Here is a 25017-nt window from a genome sequence, read left to right on the forward strand (position 1 = left end):
CCGGCCTTCAGTGCCGGACGAGGACGATCAGTCGTGATTAGAAGTTGACCGTGATGCCCGTCGCGAGGCTGCGCCGCGCGCCGATGTACTCGGGCTGGTCGAACGCGGTCGACGTGGTGGCGTCGCCCGTGTTGCCGACACGCCGGTTGCTGAAGTCGCGCAGACCGTTGTCACACGTGCCGGTGTTCACGAACACCTGCACGCAGTTGGCCCGGTTGAACAGATTGGCCACCCGCAGGAAGCCGGAGTATCGCACCGCGCCAATTCGGAAGCCCTTGTCCAGCAGCAGGTCAAACTGCGACGTGGCCGGCTGGCGTCCCGCGTTGATATCCGCCGACGCGGCCGCGTTGTTCACGTTGCCAAACGACGTCGCGCGCACCGGCGTGTACGGAATACCCGCCGTGCGGTTGAACGTGATGGTAGCGCGCGCATTGCGCAGCAACTTGCCGGCATTGAGCGGCAGCGTGGGAATGTCCTCGCGCACCTGCAGGAAGAACGACGTGTTGACGCGATACGTCTGGTCGATGTCGGCCACCGTTTCGATCAACTGCTGGTTGTTCGCCACCTCAGTGCGCTGCACTTCGTTGGCGCGATCGGGCGGACGCGAGTTGGTCGTCGCACGCGACAGGCCGAAGTTCACATCGTAGCCCCACCGATCGGCGAGACGGCGGCGGAACTGCACTTCCATGCCGCGCGAGGTGAGGAAGTCGCCGTTCACCAGGACGGTGTACTGCGGCAGCGAGCCGTCGTACGTCGAACCGATGTCCTGCGTGGCCCGGCTGGGACGAAGGCCAGACAAGCCGGTCTCGGACCGGTTGTACACGGCCACCTGCACCGAGTAGTTACGGCCGAGTTCCGTCTGGTAGCCCACTTCGTACTGCTTGGCCTGCTCCAGCAACAAGCCGGGATTGCCCACGAATGCCGGATTGTTGGTGGAGATATTCGGCACGCACTCGTTGGTGCCCGGCTTGACCGCCCCGGCGCTGCAGTAATCGTCACCCGCACCCGCCACCGTGCCAATGCCGGTGTTGCGATAGCCGTTGCCGTACAGCGGCACCATGGTGTAGCGCCCGGCGTTGAAGAATACCTGCGACTTTTCAGTGAGCGGGAACGCCACGGCGACGCGCGGGCTGAACGCGGTGCGCGCCTTCGCCTCGGTGAAGTCGTCCAGCTGCGCAATCGCCGACGCGCTGTCCAGCAGAATGGAACGCTGTGACTTCGGGTTGATCGCGCCCGCCGCGCATCCGGCCACGCCGTAGGGCTGGCCCTGCGCGTTCAGCAACTTCTTGCCATTGACCGCCTGCCCTTCGCACACTTCACGCGCTGAGGTGTTGTTGGAGGGATTGAAGGGGTCGGTGAAGCCCAGACCCTTCGCTCGTCCATAGTCGAAGCGACCACCCAGCTTGATGGTGATGAAGTCGTACTCGATGATGCTCTGCACGTAGCCGGCCGCTTCGATGGGCTTCGCGCGATACACCTGCGAGGTGAGCGGCTGAATGCCCGAGTTCGTGCCGAAGGCGCCGACGTCCTTGTACTCGAGGTCGTGCTGCACGAACTGTGCGCCGAACTGCAGGTTGTTATGGTCGGTCACCTGCGACTGCACATCGGCCTTGAACGTGCGCGTGGTGAAGTTCTCGCCACCGTACACACCGTCCACGATGCCCGCGTCGGGAATGCGGTCGCCACCGGCCACGCCCGGGGACGGGCTCAGGAAGTTCTGGTCGAAATTGGGGCGGAAGAAGGGCCCCGGAATGCACGTGCCCAGGAAGTACGGGCAGGTGATACGCTCGAACGTGGTCTGCCCGAACCGCACTTGCACGTTGCTCCGTCCGAAGCGCTGCTCCAGCGAGGCGATAAGAACCTGCCCCTTGTCGCTGACCGACGGCTGCATCAGGTCCTGCGAAAAGCTGTTGCCGCCATCCGTCAGGATGTTCAACGAGTCGGCGCGATTGTTCACCAGCTTGAGCGGATCACCACGATAGTTGTAGTACAGGCGACGATCGTAGTTGCGGGTCGCACGCTCGGCACCGACACCGGTGAGCTTGATGGTGGTGTTGTTGAACGGCAGGAACGTCAGCTTGCCCACCACCTGGGAGTTCTGATTGCCGCCGTACCCCTGCCAGCCGCCATTCAAGTCGCGAGCGCTGGGTGGCAAGTCATCCGCGCGGCCAAGCACCGACTGCGAACCGTTGGCCGTGAACACGTCGTTGTCGAAGCGCAGGACACGGGCCGCCTGACTCTGCACCTGGCCCGACACCGCGTAACGGATCTTTGCATTCGTGCCCGGTACCGGACCGGAGAGGTAACCGTTCAGCAGGTTCAGACCGAGCAACTTGTCTTGCTGATTGCCGAAGATCGCGCCGGGCAGCGTGGAGTTCTGGAAGTTGATCGACCCCGACACTTCCGAACCACCCTCGCGCACGGCCTGGTTGATCACGCCCGAGAGCGCGTTGCCGTACTGCGGGTCCATGCCGCCGCGCTGGAAGTTCACCTGCTGCACGGCCAGCGAGTTCAAGCTCACCACATCGCTGCCGAACAGCGGGTTGTTGATCGGCACGCCGTCAATCATGGACAGCGTGGAGCCGCCTCGCCCACCGCGCACGCGAATGGGCTGCGTGGTGCTGCGCTGTTCTTCCGCCAGCGAAATCACGGAGGTGTTGTTGGGCACTTCCGTGAACCCCTGCTGCAGCGCGAGCACGCCGGCAATACTGGTCACCGGAAGTGACTGAATCTGCTCCGCGGTCACCACCGACGCCGAGCCCACCTGATTCCGCTCGATGAGCGGCGTCTGGTCGGCCTGCACCGTGATCGCCGCCAGCGTCTGGTTGGACGCCTTCAGCTTGAAGTTCTGCTCACGCGTGCCGTCAATCGTGATCTGCACGTTTGTGGCCTGCACGCTCTGGAAGCCCAGTCGGCGCGCCGCCACCGTGTAGGTGCCCGGTGGCACCTGAATGATGAAATATCGGCCGGCGCTGTTGGTAATAGCGCCAAGGGTCGTGCCCGTGATGACCACGGCCGCCGCCTCGACGGGCTTGCCGGTTTCAGCGTCGGTCACCAGTCCGGTCAACTTGCCGGTTTGGGCGTGTGCAACGGTAATCGGCGCCGCCAAAGCTGCGCCCAGGACCGTCGCAAACAGCCAACGACGTCCGAGAAACTTCATCTGCTCCTCCGGGAGGGTAGTGCCACGGGACGGACGTTCGACGAGAGGTCCTCATCGCCACACCGAACGCTTGCAACGCCGCATCAGCTCCCATTCCCGGGTGGACGGCAGGAAACCGTTGGCACCCGACGGGGTACTGATACGACACTGAGAAACCGATCGCGTGGAACGCGTCGGCAGGAACTCAAGAAGTGAACACCAGTGTTCGCGCTGCAGAAAAGCGCAAACGCCAGTCACAGACTACGCCGAACGGTCAAAGTGACCGCATGCGTGCGAAACCGATTGCAGCGACTTATACGTTGGGCGGCAAGCTAGCGTCGGCAACAGTCGTGTCAATGATTTCGCGCCTTGTAGGTGACACTGCGTCAACAAGTACAATGTTCACCACGTCACCGATTCGTGCCAGTACTGAGATTTCGGACAAAGTGGGAGTGCACTACCCGACTCGATAACAAACGTATTGTCGAGCTCGCCATGTTATTTGACCCGCGCGCGATAGGTCCGCGACAGCCGCAGCGTCGACCCGTCGCCCAACGTCAGCATCCCGTCCCCGCCGGGCAGGGGTGTCATTTCCCGCACCCGATCCATGTTCACCACCATGCGTCGATGGATGCGGGCGAACTGCCGCCCGTCCAGCACCGTTTCAAGCGCGGTAATCGTGCCGCGCGTGCGGAACGTCTCCCGTCCGGCATGCACCACGATGTAATTGCCGTCGGCCTCAAACCAATCGACGGTCTGGATCGGCACAAAGTGCGTTCGCCGACCCTCGCGCACGAGCACGCGCGAGGGTCGCTCTGCGTGCATCGGCGGGTCGCCCCTTCGATCGGCCGACACCGATGCCAGGTCGAGAACGGATTCAGCGCTCGACGAGTCCCCTGACGCCACCGGCCCGCGGGCCACCTGGCCCGCGGTCACGTCCATAATGGCGGTATCGCCCAGCAGTCGCTGGAGCTCATCGGCGGTGCGAAGCACGGCGGCTTGCACCACTTGATGTCGCACCCGGATCATCGCATCGCGCAGACGCATCGGACGCACCGGGGTCGGCACGAAATCGGTTGCCTGAAGCTCGAACGCGCGCACCGCGTCCTGCTCGCGCGCGGAGAAGAACACAATCGCCGTCGGTCGCGTTGCCGGCGCCATCGCCGCGACAACGGCAAAGCCGGAGCCGTCGTGAAAGTGCGACGACACTAGCGCCGCATCCGGACAATCGTCCCGCAGCGCCCGTTCCGCCGCCAGTCGGTTGGCATGTACGCCAATCACCTGGACGTCCAGACCCGGCGCCTGCGACGCGATCATCGTGTGGAGCGTCGCCGCGTGATCGCCGAGCAGGACGAGACGAATGGGCATGATGGCGGTGAGAGGACACGCGGCGGATGACACGGCGGGCGCGTAGGGTGCATACGCACCGGCAACGCGGGACGTTGGTCATCAATGCGCTGGTGACCCGCAAAAGAATGCGGGATCCGCGTCCCGCCCGGATCCCGCGTCGTGTGGTACATCCCTCGGTCCCCGCGGCGGTTCGCCGAACACCGTTCCTGCTCGACGAACCCCGCGACGACACTGGCAACCGAGCGTTACCCGCTCAGGTCACCGCTCCCACAGCCTGTGCGCGCTCAGTCACCACGCGCACCTGATTGTCCACCACTTGCAAAAAGCCCCCGTCCACCGTGAAGCGACGTTCACCGTCCACCGTGTCCACGCGCAGCGTGCCGCGTCCCAACAACGTCATCAGCGGCGCGTGCATCGGCAGAATCCCCATTTCCCCGTCGAATGCCGGCGCCACGACGCCGCGCGCCGTCCCTTCAAACAGCACCCGCTCGGGCGAGATCACCGAAACCTGCATCGCGTCACTCACGATCAGCCCTGAAGCTTCTTCGCGTTGGCGACCACGTCATCCACGCCACCGGCCATGAAGAACGCCTGCTCGGGCAGATGATCGAACTCGCCCGCACAGATGCGCTCGAACGACGAGATGGTTTCCTCGAGCTTCACGTACTTGCCGGGAATACCCGTGAACTGCTCGGCCACCGCGAACGGCTGCGACATGAACCGCTGCAGACGACGCGCCCGGCCGACGATCTTCTTGTCGTCTTCCGACAGTTCGTCCATGCCGAGAATCGCGATGATGTCCTGCAGTTCCTTGTAGCGCTGCAGAATGCGCTGCGTGGTGGTGGCCGCGTTGTAGTGACGCTCCCCGATGTACTGCGCGTCGAGAATGCGCGACGTGGAGTCGAGCGGATCGACGGCCGGATAGATGCCGAGTTCGGTGATCTTCCGGTTGAGCACGACCGTGGCGTCGAGGTGTGCAAACGCCGCCGCCGGCGCCGGATCCGTCAAGTCGTCGGCCGGCACGTAAATGGCCTGCACCGACGTGATCGAGCCGTTGCGCGTGGACGTGATGCGTTCCTGCAGGTCGCCCATCTCCGACGCCAGCGTGGGCTGGTATCCCACGGCGCTGGGCATGCGCCCCAGCAACGCGGACACTTCCGAACCGGCCTGCGTGAACCGGAAGATGTTGTCGACGAACACCAGCACGTCGGCATTCTCCATGTCGCGGAAATACTCGGCCACCGTGAGACCCGACAGGGCCACGCGCAACCGCGCTCCCGGCGGCTCGTTCATCTGTCCGTAGATGAGCGCCACCTTGTCCAGAATGCCCGCTTCCTGGAATTCCAGATACAGGTCGTTCCCTTCGCGCGTGCGCTCGCCCACACCACAGAACACCGACTTGCCGCCGTGTCCCTTGGCGACGTTGTTGATGAGTTCCTGAATGATGACCGTCTTGCCCACACCGGCGCCGCCAAACAATCCGATCTTGCCGCCCTTCACGAACGGGGCCACGAGATCGACCACCTTGATGCCCGTCTCGAACACTTCCGTCTTCGGCTCGAGATTGACGAAGTCGGGGCGCTTGCGATGGATCGGCCAGCGCAGCGCATCGGCCGGGATCGGCGCCCCGTCATCGACGGGCTCGCCCAGCACGTTCAGGATGCGACCCAGCGCCGGCGCGCCCACCGGCACCGAAATGGCCGCGCCGGTATCGGTCACGTCCATGCCGCGCGTCACGCCGTCCGTGCTGGACATGGCCACCGCGCGCACCTGATTGCGGCCGATGTGCTGCTGCACCTCGACGACGACTGAGATGGTCTGGCCACTGGGCGCCACCGCGTCGATGCGCAGGGCGTTGTACAACTCCGGCAGGTGATCCGACTCGAACTCGACGTCGAGAACCGGTCCGATAACCTGAATGATCTTGCCGATGGCGCTGGGCGCGGCGGTAGTTGCCATGAGACGAATGCGTTTAAGGAGTGTGGTACGTCAGAACTGCTACAGTGCGGCCGCACCGCCGACGATCTCGGCGATTTCCTGCGTGATCTGCGCCTGACGGGCGGTGTTGTACGTCCGCTTGTACACCTGCAGCAAATCGGTGGCGTTGTCGGTGGCGTTCTTCATCGCCGTGCGCTGCGCGCTCTGGAAGCCCGCCTCGCCTTCGGCCAGCGAACGATAGACGGCGTTGCGCACATAGGCCGGCAACAGCGCCTCGAGAATCTCGCCGCCCGAGGGCGCCAGCAGGAAATCCCGCATCGCGCCCGAGCCGCTGGGCGGCGTGACCGGCAACACCGCTTCCGTGCCCGGCGGGGCGGTCAGCGCCGACTTGTAGCGCGTGGCCGTCACGTACACGGCATCCAGTTCGCCAATTTCAAACCGGTGCATGAGGCCATCCACCAGCCGCGCGGCATCAGCGGCCGACGGCTTGTCGGTGATGTCGGTGTGCTGCGAGGCGATGTTCTTGCCCAGGTACTTGAAGAATCCGATGCCCTTCTTGCCCACGATGTGCATCTCGACCGTGATGCCCTTCGCTTCCCACTCGGCGATGCGCGCGCGCGCCTCTTTGATGAGGTTCGCGTTGAATCCGCCGCACAGCCCGCGATTGGCCGTGATCAGCAACAGCGCCACCGTCTTTGTCTGCGCGGGACGGCGCAGCAACGGGAACTGCTGCGCCAGGTCGGGCGAATACAGGTGGCCCAGCATGTCACCCAACGCCAGCGCATACGGACGCGCCGCCGCGACGCGATCGGTGGCGCGCTTCATCTTGGACGTCGCGACCATCTCCATCGTGCGCGTGATCTTGCGCGTGTTCTCGACGGACTTGATGCGACCTTTGAGTTCTCGGCCTTTGGCCATGGAACAGAGTAGAAGGGAGTGGAGAGAACCAAGTACCAAGTACTAAGTACTAAGTACTAAGTACTAAGTACCAAGTACTAAGTACTGAGTACTAAGTTCTGCTGTACTGTTCTATGGCCCGCTTCAGGTCGGCTTCGGTGTCTTTCCCCAAAGCCTTCGTGGTGCGAATCGCGTCGGGCACCTGTGGGAACTGGGCCTTTACGAACTCCAGGAAACCCTTCTCCCAGGCACGGATCTGCGACACGGGCAGCGTATCGAGCAATCCGTTGGACACGGCGTAAATCACCATCACCTGTTCTTCGACGGTGAACGGCGCGTACTGGCCTTGCTTGAGGATTTCCACCGTGCGCGCACCGCGATCAAGCTGACGCTTGGTGGCGGCGTCGAGATCGGACGCAAAGGCAGCAAAGGCTTCCAGTTCGCGGTATTGCGCGAGGTCCAGACGCAACCGGCCGGCCACGCCCTTCATGGCCTTGATCTGCGCCGACCCACCTACGCGTGACACCGAGATACCGACGTTCACGGCGGGACGCACACCGGCGTTGAACAAGTCGGTCTCAAGGAAGATCTGGCCGTCGGTGATCGAGATGACGTTGGTCGGGATGTATGCCGACACGTCACCGGCCTGCGTTTCAATGATCGGCAGCGCGGTGAGTGAGCCGCCCGGCTTGAGGATGTTTTTGCCATCCACCACGCCCTCGTCTTCGCGCAGCTTGGCCGCGCGCTCCAGCAGGCGGCTATGCAGATAGAACACGTCACCAGGATACGCTTCACGGCCCGGCGGACGACGCAGCACCAGCGACAGCTGCCGATAGGCGGCGGCCTGCTTGGACAAGTCGTCATACACGCACAACGTGGGCTTCCCCTCGTTGTACATGAAGTACTCGGCCATTGAGCAGCCCGAATACGGTGCGATGTACAGCATGGGTGCCGGATCGGACGCCGAGGCGGCGACGATGATGGTGTACTCCAGCGCGCCCGTCTGGCGCAGCCGCTCCACCACCGATGCAATCGTGGACGCCTTCTGCCCGATGGCGACGTACACGCAGATCACGCCCGTGCCCTTCTGATTGATGATCGTGTCCACGGCCACGGCCGTCTTGCCCGTGCCACGGTCGCCGATGATCAACTCACGCTGGCCGCGACCGATCGGGATCATGGCGTCGATCGACTTGATGCCGGTCTGCAGCGGCTCCTTCACGGGCTGCCGCACGATGATGCCGGGCGCCGGTGATTCGACCTTGCGGGTGTGCGTGGTGTGGATGTCACCCAGTCCATCGATGGGACGACCCAGCGCGTCGACCACGCGCCCGATCATCTCCGGACCGACCGGCACTTCCAGCACGCGGCTCGTGCGACGCACTTCGTCGCCTTCCTTGAGCTGCAGATAGTCGCCCAACACCACGGCGCCGATGTTGTCTTCTTCGAGGTTGAGCGCCAGGCCGGTGATGACCTGCTTCGTCTCGGAAGCCGTGAACTCGAGCATTTCGCCGGCCATGGCTTTGCCGAGTCCGTAGATGCGGGCAATGCCGTCCTTCACTTCCAGGACCGTACCGACTTCCTCGACGTTCAGGTCGGCAAGGTCGGCAGCGGCAATCTCGCGGAGGAGAATGTCCTTGATTTCGCCGGGGCGAAGGGCGGTCTGTGTAGCCATGAGACGAGGGCGATGGAAGCGGTAGAAAACGAGTCAGAAACGGCTTTGCGGGCCGATTCGGCTATAGCTTGTGAAAATTATCACAAGACGCGGGGGTACGGCAACTGGGACTGCGGTACTGCTACTGCGGGTGGGGTACTGCTACTGCGGGTGGGGTACTGCTACTGCGGGTGGGGCACTGCTACTGCGGGTGGGGTACTGCAACGGCGGGTGGGGTACTGCTGCTGCGGGTGGGAGGTACGGCGATTTGGGTTCACTGGGCAAGGAATCGGTGATGGTCCCAGGTCGCTTAGTGTGTAAAGTGGTGCTATGGCTACCCATCGAGAACTGGCGGTTTGGCGGCGCGCCCATGAGCTCAGCATTCGTGCGTATCGAGACACTGAATCTGATGCCCGCCGACGAGCACCGAAGACAGTGGACCAGCTTCGACGCGCCGTCTCCTCAATCGCCGCCAATATCGCCGAGGGACGTGGACAATCCACGACGCCCCAGTATCGGCGATACCTGAGCATCGCGGTCGGGTCGGCGAACGAAGCAGACAATCACATCACGCTCCTGCTCGACCTCGGGATTCTGGATCCGCAAACAGCGCTCGATTTCCGCGATGAGCTGTCGGTGATCCGTCGCATGACGCTCGCCCTGCATAAATCGGTGGAATGAGGCGCCCCCCACCCGCAGTAGCAGTCCCCCACCCGCAGTAGCAGTCCCCCACCCGCAGTAGCAGTCCCCCACCCGCAGTTGCAGTCCCGCAGTTCCTCAATCCCGATGATTATTGAACCGCTCCAGCAGGTCGACCGCCCGGAGCCTGGTGAGCGAACTGGCCCGGGCCCCCACCAACCGTTGGGTGGTGCTGGACAGGTGCGACGAGCTGGCAAAGCCCAATACCTGTGCCACGTCCCGCACATCATAACCGGCGTTCTTGGCCAGCTCGGCCGCGGCCAGGACCCGCACCAGATCGATCACCCGCTTGAGTGTGGGGGCTTCGCCCACCGCGAAGCTGCGGGAGAGGTGTTCACGCGAGACTCCCAGTTCCCTGGCCAGCTGATCGGTGCGAACCGGCCGTCCGGCCCGGTGCACCACGCTGCGCCAGACCGCCAGTTGGAGCGGTGTATCCAGATGCAGGATGGCAGGCGGATCGGTGAGCGCTCGCTCGAAGCGTGTGGAGAAGGCGTGTCGCAGCACGATCTCGCGCGCCACCGAGTCGTCCACGCCGTCGATGAGGACATCGGTCACGCCGTGCTCGGCGGCTTTCGCCACCATGGGGGCGTCGGCCGGCAGCAGCGACGTGAGCAGTACGAACGGGACGCTTTGGAAGTCGTCGGCACGCGCCACCATGCGAGCCGCATCCTCGCCGGCGCCGGCATCCACCAACACGGCATCGACCAATTGCTTCGTCAGCTGTTCATCAAGCTCCGCCGGCGACTTGATCAGCAGCACATGGGCCCGGCGTCGCGGAAATGCCGTTCGGATGAGCGCTTTCGTGCGTTCACGCTTGAGCAGGGCGACCAGACACAGGACGGTGCCAGCGCTTTCGGCGCCGGCGCGGGACGCAGGCGTCATGATCTGCGCAACTCCGGAACAAGCGGCAACTCCTGACGCAGCACCATGGCATTGGCGCGCACCAGCACATCGCGCGCGTTGGCGTACGAGACCAACCGCGCGGCGTCGTCGTAGGTCGCCCACCGGCAGGCGGTGATGCCTTCCGCCCGTTGCGGCTTGGTCTGTGCGCTGTCGCTTCGCATCAGGAAGAAATGGCAGACTTTGTGCACCAGTCGACCGCGAAAGCGGAAGAACCAATCGATGGTGTCGATTTCGCCATCGAGTTCGAGCGCTTCAAGCCCGGTCTCCTCGCGCACTTCGCGCACCGCAGCCGCATCCGGCTGTTCATCCACTTCAAGGTGTCCTTTCGGAAAACCCCAATTGCGATAGCTGTCGCGAATGAGCAGGAAAAGGGGCTGCCCGTCCTGTACGCGGTAGACCACGCCGCCGGCGGACGTCTCCAGTTTGGCGCGACCGGATCGCTTGCGCGGCGGCGCGAGTTGCGCCTCGGCGCTAGCGGGTTGCGCATCAGCCGGCGGCGGCGCGCCGCCGGACACGTCCCCCGCCTCGTGGCCCGCATCGGATGCGCTGCTCACGTGCCGATCAACGGGGCCGACCCTTCCAGCGTCGGACGTCCTTCGATGAATTGACGCACGATGGGATCGGTGCTGTGCTGGATCTCGTCGATGGTGCCGACGGCGCGCACGCGTCCCTCGTACAACATGGCAATGCGGGTGCCCACCGTGTACGCGCTGCGCATGTCGTGCGTAATGACAATGCCCGTCACGTGCAGCTGCTCGCGCATGCGCACCATCAGTGCGTCGATGGTGGCCGCCGTGACCGGGTCAAGGCCGGTGGTGGGTTCGTCGTACAGGATGTACTTGGGGCGCAAGGCAATGGCACGCGCGATGCCAACGCGCTTGCGCATGCCACCGGAAAGCTCGGCGGGCATGCGGGCGTTGTTGTCGGGGAGATCGACCAGATCGAGTGCCTCATCCACCCGCACCGCGATCTCCTTTTCGGTCAGCTCACCCTGCTTGCGCAGCCCCATGGCGACGTTTTCGCCGACATTCATGGAATCGAACAGGGCGGCAAACTGAAACACGTAGCCGATCTGGCGGCGCAACTGGTAGAGCGCCTTGCGGGAGAGTTGATCGACGCGCTGCCCATCCACCCAGACTTCGCCGGAATCCGGCTCGAGGAGTCCGACGATGTGTTTGATGGCCACCGACTTTCCGGTGCCGGAATAGCCGATGATGACCACCGTCTCGCCTTCGGGGACGACAAGCGAGAAGCCTTCGAGCACTTTCTTGTGCCCGAAGGCTTTATGGACATCCTTGAGTTCGATCATGACATCACGAATATGATGTAATGCAAGGAGCGTGGAAAGGTGGGGCGGCCGCTGGCAGCGAAAGAGGAGCGAGACGCTTTTGGCATCCCGCTCCTCTCCGACAGACGACCTTCATGTGACCGCCAGGTCCCGAAGGACCGACCTCTGCTGTGTCGTAATCAGGCCGCGAAGCTGGACAGTGCCCGTCCCACATCGCCCTCGCGGAGCCGCTTGAGGGCCCGGTCGCGCAGTTGGCGGACCCGTTCACGGGTGACGCCCAGCATGCTGCCGATTTCCTCCAGCGTATGCTCGCGTCCGCCTTCCAGGCCGAAGTACAGTCGGAGCACCTTGGCGTCGCGCGGCGGCAGCGTGGAGAGCGCCTGCTCGATCTCGTCGGTGAGGAAGCGATTCATCGCTTCTTCTTCCGTGTCGGGCATTTCGTCGGCGACGAACCGCTCGATGAGCGACCGATCGCCATCGGGGTCCATGGGGGCATCGAGCCGCACGTCGCCGGTGTTGAGCGCGGCGAGCGACTGCACGACGTCCACCGACAGGCCGGTCACCTGCGCCAGCTCCTCCGGCGACGGTTCGCGACGCAACTTCTGTCGGAGGATTTCCGAGGCCTTGATGATGCGCGACAGATCGGCGGTGCGATTGAGCGGCACGCGCACCGTGCGGCCCTGACGGGCCAGCGACGACAGGATGGCCTGACGAATCCACCAGACGGCGTACGAAATGAACTTGACGCCCTGGTCGGGATCGAACTTTCGCGCGGCCGTGAGCAGACCCACGTTGCCTTCACCGATCAGGTCGATGAGTGGCAAACCCCGATTCTGATATTTCTTGGCGACCGAAATGACGAAACGCAGGTTGCGCTTGACCAGCTCCTGCAGCGCGTCCTGATCGCCGGCGCGAATCTTTTTGGCGAGTTCAATTTCCTCAGCACCCTTGAGCAGCGGGTACGTGCTGACCTCATAGAGGTACTGGTCGAGGATGTCGCGTTCCGGCTCGGAGGGCGCGATGCCCGCGGGGGCCGCGCGACGGCGCTTCCGCTTGACGTCGGTCATGAGATTCTATGGTCCTCGGGACGGGACATCGTCCTCGAACAAGTAACGGGGAAGCTTCAGCACTTGGTGGTGCACAGGTCCCCGGAATCGGGGAGCCATGCAAGATTACGCCTTCTGACGAAAACCGCTAGGTCGGCGCGGCGCCTTCTGCTTGACGAGGGACATACACCCGACTAGACTGCGCGGTTCCTGACGCCCTCGCTGGCGGGCCCCTTTGGGGTCTCCCTGGCGGGGGCGTTGCGCCCGGGGGCGTAGCTCAGTTGGGAGAGCGCTTGAATGGCATTCAAGAGGTCAGGGGTTCGATTCCCCTCGCCTCCATCCCGGTGCGGTTTGTTTGACGTGGTGCAGGTGTAACGCGTCTTCGGACGGTCCGGTTCCGGCTGCTTTGGCAGCCGGGCAGGTCTGCGGGAATAGCTCAGTTGGTAGAGCACAACCTTGCCAAGGTTGGGGTCGCGGGTTCGAGTCCCGTTTCCCGCTCTGTTGCAGTTTGAGGGTGTCAGGCAGCAAGCGATGTCGCCACCGTGTGCAGTGCTCCGTCTGCGGGCTCCGTCTGCGGTGGGTGCAGTTCGGGTCGTTAGCTCAGTTGGTTAGAGCGCCACGTTGACATCGTGGAGGTCACAAGTTCGAGTCTTGTACGACCCATCGAACACCGTGGGACCGTAGCGTCGGCGGTGCCGACTCACTACGTTGCGGGTCCGCAGTGGCAGGGCTGCCGGGAACGGCAGAGAGGTGCGCAGTGCGCCTGTAGCTCAATTGGATAGAGCATCTGACTACGGATCAGAAGGTTGGAGGTTCGAGTCCTTCCAGGCGCGTTTTTCCACTGCGGTCGTCACACGGGGCGTAGCTTAGCCCGGTAGAGCGCCTGCTTCGGGAGCAGGAGGTCGCTGGTTCGAATCCAGTCGCCCCGATTTGACGAAAAATTCAGGCCCGGCAACGAGTCACCTCGTTGTCGGGCTTTTCGTTTGCACCCGAATCTCCGTGACGTACTCCGTATCGACCACCGTCGGTGCGGGCTTCCGTCGGTGATTCCCTGACAACGTCCAGACTTTTGTAGTGCGATTTTGGCCCTGGAAACCCGGTGCGCGATGTGGCACCGCTCCTCCCGTTTTCGTTTGACAGCCCCATCCCTCAGGGCTAACGTTGCGCCCTGTTGTGCGCCCACGGTCGCTGGGTCGATGTGGGGCGACCAATGCCGCATGCTTGTCGCTCGAACCTGACTTGCTGCTTACCACACTCCGGTACAGTGCATGATGAAGAAACGAATACTCACGGTGCTGATGGGCACCTTCCTCTTTGCCACGCAGGCATGGGCGCAAGAGAAGACGGTGACCGGCAGAGTCACGCGCGATGCCAGCGTCCCCCTCTCCGGCGTCTCGGTCGTCGTCAAAGGCGCGGGCCGCGGTACCCAGACCAACACCAATGGTGACTACACCATTCGCGTCACGGTCGGCCAGGTGCTGCAGTTCCGCATCATCGGGTACGCCCCGGTGGAGCGCACCGTGGGCGCCGACAACGTCATCAGCGTGCAACTCCAGAAGAATGCCGCCAATCTCGACGCCGTGGTCGTGACCGCGCTCGGCGAGACCGCGGTCAAGCGCAGTCTGGGCACGTCGCAACAGACCGTCATGGGTGCCGACGTCGCGCAAACGGGCCGACAGAACTTCATCAACTCGCTGCAGGGCCGCGTGGCCGGTGTCGAAGTGGTGAGCACGTCCGGCGTCCCCGGCGCCTCATCGTCGATCACCATTCGCGGCGTCAGTTCCATCAGCAGCAGCAATCAGCCGCTCATGATCATCGACGGCCTGCCGATGGACAACAAGACGCTCAACACGGGCGTGCTGGCCTCCGATGCGCCCGGATCGTTGACGGCCTTCAGCAATCGCGGGGTCGACTTCACCAACCGCGCTGCCGACGTCAACCCGGAAGACATCGAAAGCATGGTGGTGCTGAAAGGCCCGGAAGCTTCGGCCCTGTACGGTATTGACGCGGCCAACGGCGCAATCGTCATCACCACCAAGCGCGGTCAAGCGGGCACGGGCGGGCTGGAATACAACAACCGATTCCGGCTCGAGAACACGAGAACCCAGCCGGAGATGCAACGGACGTATGGTCCGACGTCGATCTCCGGCAATGCGCAGGGATCGTTCTCGTACTTCGGCAGTCCGTATGCCTCCGGCACCCAGTTCTACGACAACATCGCGGGCTTCTTCCAGACCGCGTTCACGCAGACGCATAATCTCGCGTTCAGCGGTGGGTCGGCCGACAACAAGGTCAACTATCGGTTGGCCGTCGCCGCCGACAATCAGGAGGGCGTGGTTCCCACCTCGTTGTACAGCCGCATCAACCTGACCGGCCGCTCGGGCGCGCAGATCACGAAGTGGCTCAAGACCGACCTGTCCATGCAGTACACCATCGCCGATAACGACCAGGCCTACAAAGGCGACAATGGTCCGCTGATCGGCTTGTTGCTGTGGCCACAGACGGACAATGCCTCGGATTACCTCACGCCCGCCGGTAACCGGCGCCGCGTGACCCTGCTGGCGGCCTCGGGCGAAACCGATAACCCGTACTTCAATGTCCAGAAGAACCGGATCAACTCCCGAAACAACCGGTTGATCTCGAACATCGGCCTCGTGCTGACGCCGTTCTCGTGGGGCAACCTGCGCACCAACATCGGTTCGGACAGCTACACCAACGAAAACACGATCCTGCGGCATCCCGAGAGCGTGTACGGCAACACCTACAACGGCATTCTCGACATTGCGGCCGACGTCACGCGTAACCTCAATGCGCAGACGCTGCTCAATTTCAACGGCCACCAGTTCACGAAGAGCTTCGGCATCCGCGGCCTGATCGGCAACGCCATTTCCGACGCGCGCTCGCAGACGAACGCGCTGAAAGGTCAGGACTTCCTCGATCCGAACTTCGTCTCCATCAACAACACCAACGTTCGCACCAATCGCACCTTCCTGTCGCAGCGCCGGCTGGTGAGTGCGTTCGGACAGCTCACGGCGAATTACCAGGACTACCTGTACCTGAACATCACCGGCCGGAATGACTGGACGTCCACCATTCCCGTCGAACGCAACTCGTTCTTCTATCCCTCCATCACCGGCAGCTTCGTCTTCTCCGACGCGTTCCCGGCTGTCGGCCGCTTCATGACGGGCAAGCTGCGCGGTGGGTACGCGGAAGTGGGTAAAGACGCGCGGCCATATGCGTACCGGCCGTCGCTCGAGTACAAGACCACGTCCAACGGTGGATACGGATACGGCTTCACCGGCCCCAACCTGGACCTCAAACCGGAGTTTGCCCGGTCGTATGAGGTGGGCACGGAGTTGAGCTTCCTGGACAACCGGCTCGGCCTTGATATCACCACGTACCGCAAGCAGACCAAGGATCAGATTGTCAACGACATCCGCGGCAGCTACGCCACCGGCTTCATCCTGTTCAACCTGAACGGCGCGGTCACCAGAAATACGGGCGTGGAAATCTCGTTGCGCGGCCAGCCCATGCTGACGCGTGACTTCTCGTGGGACGTGCTGGCCAACTTCGAGCAAGCGCGGGGCAAGGTGCTCGCGTTGCCCAATGCCCTGCCGGAGTCGTACGTGTCCGACACCTGGCTGTTCGGCAATGTGCGCAACGGCACGGCGCCGGGGCTGTCCACGCGCTCCATGACGGGGCTGTTCTATCTGCGGAATACCGCGGGCAAGCTGCTGATCGATCCCACCACGGGACTTCCGCTGCGGTCCACCAGCTTCATCGATGCCGGGTACGACCGCCAGCCCGACTACACCATCGGCCTGACCAACACGTTCCGGTACAAGAACCTGTCCGTGAACTTCCTGATCGATATCCGGAAGGGCGGCGATGTCTTCAACGCCACGGAGCAGTTCCTGACCGCGCGCGGCCTCAGCACCCGTACGCTGGATCGCGACAAGCCGCGCGTCATTGACGGCGTGCTGCGTGACGGCAAGGAAAACTCGGCCACGCCGACCGTGAACAGCATCGTGGTCATTCCGGCGGTGCAGACCTCGTACTACACCAACATCAGTGAAGAGCTGTTCATCGAGAAAGACATCAACTGGGTCCGGCTCCGTGACGTGACGGTGCGCTATGTCCTTCCCGGGAAGTACCTGAAGGCCCGGGACGCCAGCGTGTTCCTCACCGGCACCGACCTGCTCCTGTTCACCAACTACTCCGGCCTCGACCCCATCGTGAACGGCAACACGGCAGCTGTGGGCGGCTCAGGCGCCGCTGGTATCGATTACGGCAACTTCCCAATGCCGCGCGGGTTCGCGTTCGGCGTCAAGGTGGGGTACTGACCATGAAGAAGATTTCCAACGTCCTGCTGGCCGCGACGCTCGCGTTGTCCACCACCAGCTGCAAGGATTTCCTCGACGTCAACACCAATCCCAACGGGCCACAGACCGTCTCGGCCAATCTGTATCTGGCACCGATGCTGCATTGGATGGTGACGGCGCCGCAGTACGATGCGCGGTTCGTGGGCCGGTACAACCAGGAATGGACGCTGCCCGGTACCAGTCTCGGTACCTGGGACCGCATGGGCTACGACCCGTCCAGCGACAACGGCGCGCAGCAGTGGCGCGACGTGTACTGGACGCTGGGGCAGAATCTGGTGGACATGACCAAACTGGCTGAAGCCGAACAACGCTGGGACCTGTTGGGCGTGGCCAAACTGCTCAAGGCGTGGGGCTGGCAGGTGACCACCGACCTGCACGGTGAGATCATCGTGAAGGAGGCCATCGATCAGTCCAAGTTCAGCTTCAACTACGACAGCCAGGAATACGCCTACACGGAAATCCAGAAGCTGCTGAACGAAGCCATCGTCCTGCTGAAACGCACCGACGGTGCCGTCGACCAGACGTACCTGGCGCGCACCGACAAGATTTACGGCGGGGATCGCACCAAGTGGTTGAAGCTGGCGTACGGCATGCTGGCGCTGAATCTCAATCATTTCTCCAACAAGTCCACCTACAAGCCGGCCGATGTGATTGCGGCGGTCAACCTGTCGTTCCTCAGCAACGCGGATGATCCGCTGCTCACGTATCCGAACACGCAAAACGATGACATCAATTTCTTCGGACGCACACGCGGCAATTTGCCGTCGTACCGACCGACGCAGTTTGTGGTGGGCCTGCTGAATGGCACGCAGTTTGGCGGCGTGGTCGATCCCCGACTCAGCCGGATGATCGCGCCGGCACCTGATGGCGTGTTCCGGGGTCTCGACATCAATGTCGTGGGCTTTGGGGCGCTGAGTACGGCGCAGCAGCCCAACAATTTCTACGGCTACGCGGGCACGGGCGGACTGCAATTGCCCGGTCGCTACCTGTTCGACGACAAGGCCAAGATGCCGTTGATGACGTTTGCGCAGTTGCAGTTCATCAAGGCGGAAGCGTCGTACAAGCTGGGCGATCTCGCTGGCGCGTTGCAGGCGTACACCACGGGTATCTCGGCACACATCGACTTCGTGAACGCGCGCAACGTCGATAACGGTCAGACGCCCACGCCAATCACGGCGTCGGAAAAGTCGGCGTTCCTGGCCAACACCGCCATCGTACCGGCTACACCCGCCGGTCTGACGCTGACGCACATCATGTCGCAGAAGTACATCGCGCAGTGGGGCTGGGGACACAACGAAATCTGGATGGATCTCCGTCGTTACCACTACACCGACATCGATCCGGTGGGCGGCCGACAGGTATTCCCCGGCTTTGCCCCGCCCACCACGCTGTATCCGGACAATGGCGGGAAGATCGTCCAGCGTATCCGGCCGCGATTTAACTCGGAGTATGTGTGGAACCGTGCGGGCCTGGACGCCGTTGGCGGACTCGCACTGGATTACCACACCAAGCCGCTCTGGATCACTCAACCGTAACCCAGCGATGAAGACTTTCAGATCGATTGCGATCCTGCTCGGCGCCTTCGCGCTGGCCTCGTGCGACACAGAAGGCGGCGGCATTCAGGATATCACCGGTGCCCTTCCGGGCGCACGCGTCAAGTTCTTCAACTTTGGCGTGAACGCCCCGTCGGTAAACTTTTACGCCAATACGGCGAAGGTCACGGCCACGACATCTGCTACGGGTGTTGAGGCATTGACCGGCGTTTCGTACGGCAGTGTGGGGTCGGGTGGTTTCTATTCGGCGCTCACGCCGGGGCAGTACAGCTTTATCGGCAAGATTGCGGCTACGGTCGATAAAGACCTGACGGTCGCGACGGTTCCAGGCACTCTGGCGGACGGCAAGGCCTACTCGGTTTACGTGAGCGGGTTCTACGACGCCACCGCGAAGACTGTCGAGGGATTCGTGGTAGAAGATCCGTTCGACGCGGCCATCGATTACACGGTGGCGTATGTCCGGTTCGTCAACGCGATTTCCAACTCCCAACCGATGACGATGTACGCCAAGAACACCACCACGCTCACCGAAGTTGCGGTGGGCGCCGCGGTGGCCTACAAGGCGGCCGGCGCGTTCACGTCGGTGCCCAATGGCGTGTACGACCTGAGCACCCGTACGGCGGGCTCAACCACCAACGCCATCGCCCGAACCGCTGTGTCGTTGTCGGCCGGCAAGGTGTACACCATCAGCGCGCGCGGCGACATCACGGTTACCTCAACCACGGCCACCAACCGACCGTTTCTCGACAATACGGCAAATCGGTAAGTGCTGTTCAGAACGCACCCTGGCGCCTGCCGGGGTGCGTTCGTTTTTCCTAGATGTCCACTCGAGGCATGATGTGAGCACGCGAAAACGCCGGTCTCCCGCAGTACTTGCGCGTTTGGTGGTCGCGCTGGTGTGCGCCGCGCCGGTCGCGCTCGCGCAGCCGACGCAGAATCCCGGCACTCCCGCCGGCGTGTCGCGCGCCACCGTTAGTGGCGGTGTGCGCGACAGTATCGCGGGGCGACCGCTGGTGGGCGCTCTGGTGCAGCTCGTTGGCGCTGACAGCGCGCAGACGTTTGGTCAAACGGTGCTGTCGGATTCCCTGGGTGAGTTTGTATTCCCCAACGTTCCGGACGGCCGCTACACGCTGGGGTTCTTCCACGCGATACTCGACTCGCTTGGACTCGAACCCGTGCTGCGGGCAGTGACAGTAGCCGGCCAGCGCAGCGCGCGCGTCGACCTCGCCACGCCGTCCCCCACACGGCTTCGCGCCGCGATATGCGGACTCCCGTCGCCGCAAGGACCTGTTGCAGTTGCTATGGGATTCGTTCGCGATGCGCAGAGTCTTGCGCCCCTGTCGGGCGTCAAAGTTGTGGCAGAGTGGATTGAGTTGTCCATCGGTCGAGAGGGTGTCGTAAGACGCAGCCCGCGACGGGTCACCACCACCAAGGAAAGCGGATGGTTCGCCATCTGCGACGTGCCCAGCCCGGGTGCCATGGTGCTGATGGCCAGTCGCGGTGCCGACAGCACGGACTTCATCGACGTGCAGGTTCCGGCCGACGGATTCCTCCGACGGGAGTTGTATCTGGGTGCCGCGCAGACAGTCATTGCCGAGGCAAAGCCGACAGACTCGCTGGCTGTGCGTCGCGTGAATACCGGGAATGGCCTGTTGCGCGGCACCGTAACAGCAGAACGCAGCGGTCAGCCGCTGGCTGGTGCCCAGGTGTCCATTGTGAATGGCCCGCAGACGCGCACCAATGAGCGCGGCGAGTGGGCGATGGTGAACGCACCGGCTGGCACTCGCACGCTGGAAGTACGCGCCGTTGGCTACTATCCGGAGCGCAGCGCGGTGGATGTGATCGATAGCGCGCCTCCGCTGCGCGTGGCACTGGCCACGTTCAAGTCGGTGCTGGATACCATGAAGGTGATTGCCAACTACGATCGGTTCAGCAACCTCGCAGGCTTTCGCGAACGCAGCCGGTCGGGACTTGGCCGCTTCGTGACCGCAGCGGACCTCGTGCGGCGACAGGTTTTCGCCACCTCCGACCTCTTCCGCAACATGCCCGGCGTCTATCTCGACGGCGGAAGCGATCTCGATCAGAAGATCTACATGCGCGGCATCTTCTCCGACCGGTGTGAGCCGGCGGTGTATCTGAACGGGACGTTGATGACCGGGCTCAACGCCTCGGAGATCGACGCGTTTGCGCGACCGAGCGACATCCTCGGCATCGAAGTCTATTCGCAGAGTCAGGCACCGGCGCAGTTCCAGCCAGGATTGGGCGACTGCGGCAGCATCGTATTCTGGACGAAGTAACGCGTGGCCGCGACATCACCTCAACAACCGCGCCAGCAACTCGGGCATCGCGTGTAACTGGTCCACGTGATCGGGCGCTGAGTTCCCGGCGTAACCGCGAACTTCGAAGCGACCAGCGCGTGCTTCACTGAGCTGTTGCAGGCCGCGGGGGCCCCAGCGGAGCACCGGGGTGCGATGCAATCCCAATGCGCCCAGCATCCAGTCGGACGTTTCGGTGGTGCTGGCAAACGTCCCCGGGAAAATCTCCGAGTGCGTGACCAGAAAGCGCTTCTCGCCCCGCATGGCGGCACGGGCGAACTCGGTGAAGGCCACCAGATTCGTGGTGTCCAGCGCGCCACCAACTGCCAACACCCGTCCCTCGGGCACGTACGACGTGTGCATGCCATCGATGAGCAGCACTGCGGTGACGGCGGTGAAGTGGCGCGGTTGGCGAAGGATGGCGCGCACGGCGCCGTGACCGGCGGAGAACCCGACCAGCGTAATGCTGCCAACGCGGGCCGGCTTTGTCGTGGTAGCGATCACCTCCCGAGTAACGCCCGCGACCAGCGAATCGAACACCGCGGGATCCGAGAACGAACGGTCATATATGCCTGAACCCGTGCCGACATTCACGACGGCGGCCACGGGATGATTGCCGAGCGCGGCAACTGCCTGTTGCGGAAGCCACGCGTCCCCATGGAAATGCACCACCAGATCGAACGGCTCGCGCGTTCGCACCTGGCGAGGGATGAACACCTCGATGGGCTTGCCCGCCGGGCCGGCGAAGGCGCGTGTGGTGCCGTCGAGTGCCCGGCGCGTGAGACGCTGGTGGGCGCGCGTGAACTCCGCCATCGGCGACGGGTTCTGGGCGGCGGCCGGTGGTGTGGCAACCTGCGCGGCGGATGGCGTCGGCATCAACACGCTCGCCGTCAGCGCGCTCACGGCCGCAGCGGGTCTCAAGAACGAAATCAGTCGCAGTCGCATACCACAGCATGCGACAGGCGCAGGCGGTCAGCAAGGGTATGCGTTACCCCCCGCAACGACTCACGTCATTGCGGGGGGAGACCTACGCTCAGCGACGACCGTTGGCGTCAGCGATTGCGTTGCCGACGACGTGACACCAGTCCCAATGAACCCAGGCCAAACACCATCAAGGCCCACGTGGAAGGTTCCGGCACCACGGACTGGATCTGCTGAACCTGTTGGACCTGGAGCATGAGATCGTTGTAGTCGTTGTCTCCGCCCGATGGCGTGTCGCCAAATCCAACCCAGAATCGGCCGAACTCACTCACGTTCCCGACGGCGCGCTCGCTGAACAGCGCATAATGCGTCGCCACGGAGTTGCTGTACATCCACGGATGCCCGACTTCCGCCGTGCGCGCGCCCAGATACCACTCGGTGTTGAACGTCACGTTGAAGACGCTGGTCACGGCGTCCGGATACGACCCCACCGCGTAGAGCTGCTGCACCTGCAGTGGTGCGCTGGAGGGTCCCGAGTACGCCCACAGTTCCTGACCGGACGGCCCGAAGCCTGAGATGTTGGCGAGGAACTCCAGTCGATAGGTGCCCGCCTTGAAGGCGAAACCCGCCGAGGTGTTCACATTCGAGCCACTGAGGAATGAACCGTTCGGATTGTTTCCCGTGTAGCCGAGTCGGCCCGCGTTGGCGTTTACAAACGCGTCGGTGGGATGCTCGTTGATGCATGGCCCGAAACCGGCGCCCGACTGGTTCAGCAGGAAATACCCGACATTGCAGTTCGATCCGTTCACATTGTCCGACGATGCGCCGTCCCAGAAGGGCGTGCCGTCCTTGGTGGGAGCAACCATGGTGTTCCACTGGCCAGTCGTCACGACCTGCGCATGAAGCATCGCCGGAGCGACGAAAGTGGAAGCGACAAAGGCAATGGCAAACGCAAATGGCTTTCGGTTCAATTGGTCTCCGGGATCACGAGGACGGCCCCAATGGACGTTCTCATCGCGATTGGAGTGCACAAACCTCGCCACGCCCCTCAGTCGCGATTCCCCATTCCTGTGTCGGACTTTTTCTACCCCTTTCGACGGAGTAACAGCGGTCCTGACTGCTGTCGCCTGCGGTGGCGTCGCCTCAGGTGTAGAGCACCCGCGCACACGTCAAATTGAGTGGATTCCACCGCGAAGCGCGCAAAGTTCGCGAAGTTCGCGAAGTTCGCGAAGTTGACCCTTCCAGTCCTTGGCGATCTTCGCGACCTTCGCGGTTCAAAGTTTGGTGGCGCGTCGCGGAAAAGTGCCGGTGGCATTCCCTTGCGTCCTCTGCGCACCCGGCGGTTCACAGCCGTTCGGCCACCCACGACAGAAAACGGCCCGCAGCGCAAACGCCGCGGGCCGTCGACAATCGCCAACGCGAACTTCGTTCAGGCCTTGGCTGGCTGCATCAGGTTCCGCGCAAACAAGCCAACGATGATCGCCACGCACAGCACGTTTCCGATGGGTCCCATGACATAGATCGCCTTGAACACCAGCGAAATCAGGAACAGTGGCAGCTTGATGAGCGGCAGCAGCCAGTCGGCGTTGGCGGAATAGCTGAAAAACGGCATGGAATGGCCTCACAAATTGGATGGGGCGAACGGCGCGCCCTCCAAGTGTAGCGGAGCCCCGTCAACCCCGGAAGCGCTGGAGATACTGCAGGTCGTCCTCGTCGCTGCGAACGGTGTAGATCGCCCCGGCTACACCAAAGCCAATGAGACGGGTCTTGCGGGGAAGTACCACCTGGCCCGTTTGCTTTCCGACAGCCGAGAATACGTCGTATCGCGGGGTCTCATCTTTGGCCGCCCGCGACCGCAGCACCCAGATTTCACCGGCGGGCGTGACAAAGACCCCGTTCTGGGTAAATGCCGGCTTTGTCGTCGGCCACTCCTTGGGTTCCTCGGCCGGCGGCGCCGGGGCGGCACCAGTGGTCACCTTGCCATTCTCAACCGAGCGGGTGATGCCAAGTGCGGCCGACCCCTTCTGCGAATCGCGGAATTCCTGTTTTTCTGCCTCACCCACTTTGACCGGCGTGAACACCACGGCGGGGCCTCGCACCACCTGCCTGGTCGGCGCAATCACCTCCACGTGATAGTCCTTGACGCGCACCACAACCACGCTGCCATTGGGGAGCACGGTCCACGCGTCGCGGGCGGGGAAGGGCGTCCTGGCGCCAATGCGCACCTGCACGTTGCGAGACCCGCCCGAGTTGGAGCTTTGCACCGAGGCGCTGTTCTTGGGGAGCTGGACGAAGGTCACCGTGTCATAGCGCCAGGTCTTTCGGTCGTACCGCATGACCGGCGCGGAGTCGGATGCCACTGGTCCATCGGGGCCGAAGGTGAGGGGAGATCCTTCGAAGTAGAGTCGCCCCTGCGCATCGGAGGCCCGGGGGGCGTTGATGGTTACGACTCCCCGACCGCCCCCCGGCCCGTCACCAGCACTGGGTTTTGGCGGCGGGGCGCCGTCCTCAAGGCGGAAGGTCGATCCCGGCTTTCCATTGGGAAGGATGGTCAGGTACCGGGAATTGAGCGGGTCGAAAATGATGCTCGAGTCGCCGGGCACGCCGACCAACTGCATGGGAAGGCCGTACTCGCCTGGTCCGGACCCTTCACGGCCCACCTTGGTGGCCTTTCCGGCCTTGAGGTCCACCAGTTGGACGGTCTTGTCCTTCGTGTCGGCCACCAGCACCCGGCCATCGCGCAATTCACGAACAGCGACAATCGCCGAGAACGGTTCCGCGTACTCGGCCTCGGGCTTGCTGAGCGTGCGGGTCGTACCCTGTCCCTGCAGGCTGGGTATGGCGATGAACAGCGCGGAAATCGCGCTGGCGGATAGTCGGTGAGTGCAGGACATGGCTGGATGCAGTGAGGGGGACGCTGGCCCGGGACGAA

General features: G+C 63.3%; 19 protein-coding genes and 5 tRNA genes. 10 read left to right on the forward strand and 14 right to left on the reverse strand.

Annotation, left to right across the window (positions count from 1 at the left end):
* Positions 1-37: 37 nt before the first annotated feature.
* From IPP90_00480 to IPP90_00505, 6 genes are all read right to left on the reverse strand, one after another.
* Positions 38-3160, reverse strand: a complete 3123-nt coding sequence (locus IPP90_00480) for a TonB-dependent receptor (protein ID MBL0169193.1) — start codon at positions 3158-3160, stop codon at positions 38-40.
* Positions 3161-3637: 477 nt separating this feature from the next.
* Complete coding sequence (locus tag IPP90_00485; protein MBL0169194.1) at positions 3638-4507, reverse strand: response regulator transcription factor; 870 nt, start codon at positions 4505-4507, stop codon at positions 3638-3640.
* A gap of 235 nt (positions 4508-4742) precedes the next feature.
* Positions 4743-5015 (reverse strand): F0F1 ATP synthase subunit epsilon, encoded by a 273-nt coding sequence (locus IPP90_00490; protein MBL0169195.1) that lies wholly within the window; start codon positions 5013-5015, stop codon positions 4743-4745.
* Positions 5016-5017: 2 nt separating this feature from the next.
* Positions 5018-6448: a F0F1 ATP synthase subunit beta gene (gene atpD, locus IPP90_00495; GenBank protein ID MBL0169196.1), complete on the reverse strand. Its 1431-nt coding sequence runs from the start codon at positions 6446-6448 to the stop codon at positions 5018-5020.
* 39 nt (positions 6449-6487) lie between these two features.
* Positions 6488-7345: an ATP synthase F1 subunit gamma gene (atpG, locus tag IPP90_00500; GenBank protein ID MBL0169197.1), complete on the reverse strand. Its 858-nt coding sequence runs from the start codon at positions 7343-7345 to the stop codon at positions 6488-6490.
* Positions 7346-7436: 91 nt separating this feature from the next.
* A complete protein-coding gene (locus tag IPP90_00505; GenBank protein MBL0169198.1) occupies positions 7437-8999 on the reverse strand; it encodes a F0F1 ATP synthase subunit alpha in 1563 nt (520 codons plus the stop codon).
* A 309-nt stretch (positions 9000-9308) separates the two neighbouring features.
* Between IPP90_00505 and IPP90_00510 the strand changes: the two genes are divergently transcribed.
* Positions 9309-9659: a four helix bundle protein gene (locus tag IPP90_00510; protein MBL0169199.1), complete on the forward strand. Its 351-nt coding sequence runs from the start codon at positions 9309-9311 to the stop codon at positions 9657-9659.
* A gap of 96 nt (positions 9660-9755) precedes the next feature.
* Here IPP90_00510 and IPP90_00515 read toward each other — a convergent pair whose 3' ends face one another.
* The 4 genes from IPP90_00515 to IPP90_00530 all read right to left on the reverse strand — a co-directional run bounded on the left by IPP90_00515 (position 9756) and on the right by IPP90_00530 (position 12935).
* Positions 9756-10559, reverse strand: a complete 804-nt coding sequence (locus IPP90_00515; GenBank protein ID MBL0169200.1) for a helix-turn-helix domain-containing protein — start codon at positions 10557-10559, stop codon at positions 9756-9758.
* Positions 10556-11134, reverse strand: a complete 579-nt coding sequence (locus tag IPP90_00520) for an NUDIX hydrolase (GenBank protein ID MBL0169201.1) — start codon at positions 11132-11134, stop codon at positions 10556-10558. The genes IPP90_00515 and IPP90_00520 overlap by 4 nt, the downstream gene beginning before the upstream one ends.
* Complete coding sequence (locus IPP90_00525) at positions 11131-11889, reverse strand: ABC transporter ATP-binding protein (GenBank protein MBL0169202.1); 759 nt, start codon at positions 11887-11889, stop codon at positions 11131-11133. Before IPP90_00525 ends, IPP90_00520 begins: the two co-directional genes overlap by 4 nt.
* A 158-nt stretch (positions 11890-12047) precedes the next feature.
* Entirely contained in the window at positions 12048-12935 is an 888-nt protein-coding gene (locus IPP90_00530) for an RNA polymerase sigma factor RpoD/SigA (GenBank protein ID MBL0169203.1), read from the reverse strand.
* 245 nt (positions 12936-13180) lie between these two features.
* On the opposite strand from IPP90_00530, the gene IPP90_00535 reads away from it, so the two are divergent.
* The 9 genes from IPP90_00535 to IPP90_00575 all read left to right on the forward strand — a co-directional run bounded on the left by IPP90_00535 (position 13181) and on the right by IPP90_00575 (position 21146).
* Positions 13181-13253 (forward strand) — tRNA-Ala (locus IPP90_00535).
* An 86-nt stretch (positions 13254-13339) separates the two neighbouring features.
* Positions 13340-13412, forward strand: a tRNA-Gly gene (locus IPP90_00540).
* Between the two features lie 91 nt (positions 13413-13503).
* Positions 13504-13577: transfer RNA gene (locus tag IPP90_00545), tRNA-Val, on the forward strand.
* Positions 13578-13673: 96 nt separating this feature from the next.
* Positions 13674-13747, forward strand: a tRNA-Arg gene (locus IPP90_00550).
* 22 nt (positions 13748-13769) lie between these two features.
* Positions 13770-13843 (forward strand) — tRNA-Pro (locus tag IPP90_00555).
* Positions 13844-14185: 342 nt separating this feature from the next.
* Positions 14186-17257, forward strand: a complete 3072-nt coding sequence (locus tag IPP90_00560) for a SusC/RagA family TonB-linked outer membrane protein (GenBank protein MBL0169204.1) — start codon at positions 14186-14188, stop codon at positions 17255-17257.
* A 2-nt stretch (positions 17258-17259) separates the two neighbouring features.
* Positions 17260-18831, forward strand: coding sequence for a RagB/SusD family nutrient uptake outer membrane protein (locus IPP90_00565; protein MBL0169205.1), 1572 nt, complete (start codon positions 17260-17262; stop codon positions 18829-18831).
* Positions 18832-18838: 7 nt separating this feature from the next.
* The gene (locus IPP90_00570; protein ID MBL0169206.1) at positions 18839-19615 is read left to right on the forward strand and encodes a DUF4397 domain-containing protein; all 777 of its coding nucleotides are present in this window, start codon (positions 18839-18841) and stop codon (positions 19613-19615) included.
* A gap of 73 nt (positions 19616-19688) precedes the next feature.
* On the forward strand, positions 19689-21146 hold the full coding sequence (locus IPP90_00575) for a carboxypeptidase regulatory-like domain-containing protein (GenBank protein MBL0169207.1): 1458 nt from the start codon (positions 19689-19691) through the stop codon (positions 21144-21146).
* A 15-nt stretch (positions 21147-21161) separates the two neighbouring features.
* On the opposite strand, the gene IPP90_00580 is transcribed toward IPP90_00575, so the two are convergent.
* From IPP90_00580 to IPP90_00595, 4 genes are all read right to left on the reverse strand, one after another.
* Complete coding sequence (locus tag IPP90_00580) at positions 21162-22085, reverse strand: hypothetical protein (GenBank protein ID MBL0169208.1); 924 nt, start codon at positions 22083-22085, stop codon at positions 21162-21164.
* A 131-nt stretch (positions 22086-22216) separates the two neighbouring features.
* Entirely contained in the window at positions 22217-23056 is an 840-nt protein-coding gene (locus IPP90_00585; GenBank protein ID MBL0169209.1) for a PEP-CTERM sorting domain-containing protein, read from the reverse strand.
* Between the two features lie 458 nt (positions 23057-23514).
* On the reverse strand, positions 23515-23697 hold the full coding sequence (locus IPP90_00590; protein MBL0169210.1) for a hypothetical protein: 183 nt from the start codon (positions 23695-23697) through the stop codon (positions 23515-23517).
* 61 nt (positions 23698-23758) lie between these two features.
* On the reverse strand, positions 23759-24979 hold the full coding sequence (locus IPP90_00595; GenBank protein MBL0169211.1) for a hypothetical protein: 1221 nt from the start codon (positions 24977-24979) through the stop codon (positions 23759-23761).
* Between the last annotated feature and the right edge of the window lie 38 nt (positions 24980-25017).

It is taken from the genome of Gemmatimonadaceae bacterium (genome assembly GCA_016720905.1).
Lineage (GTDB): Bacteria > Gemmatimonadota > Gemmatimonadetes > Gemmatimonadales > Gemmatimonadaceae > Gemmatimonas.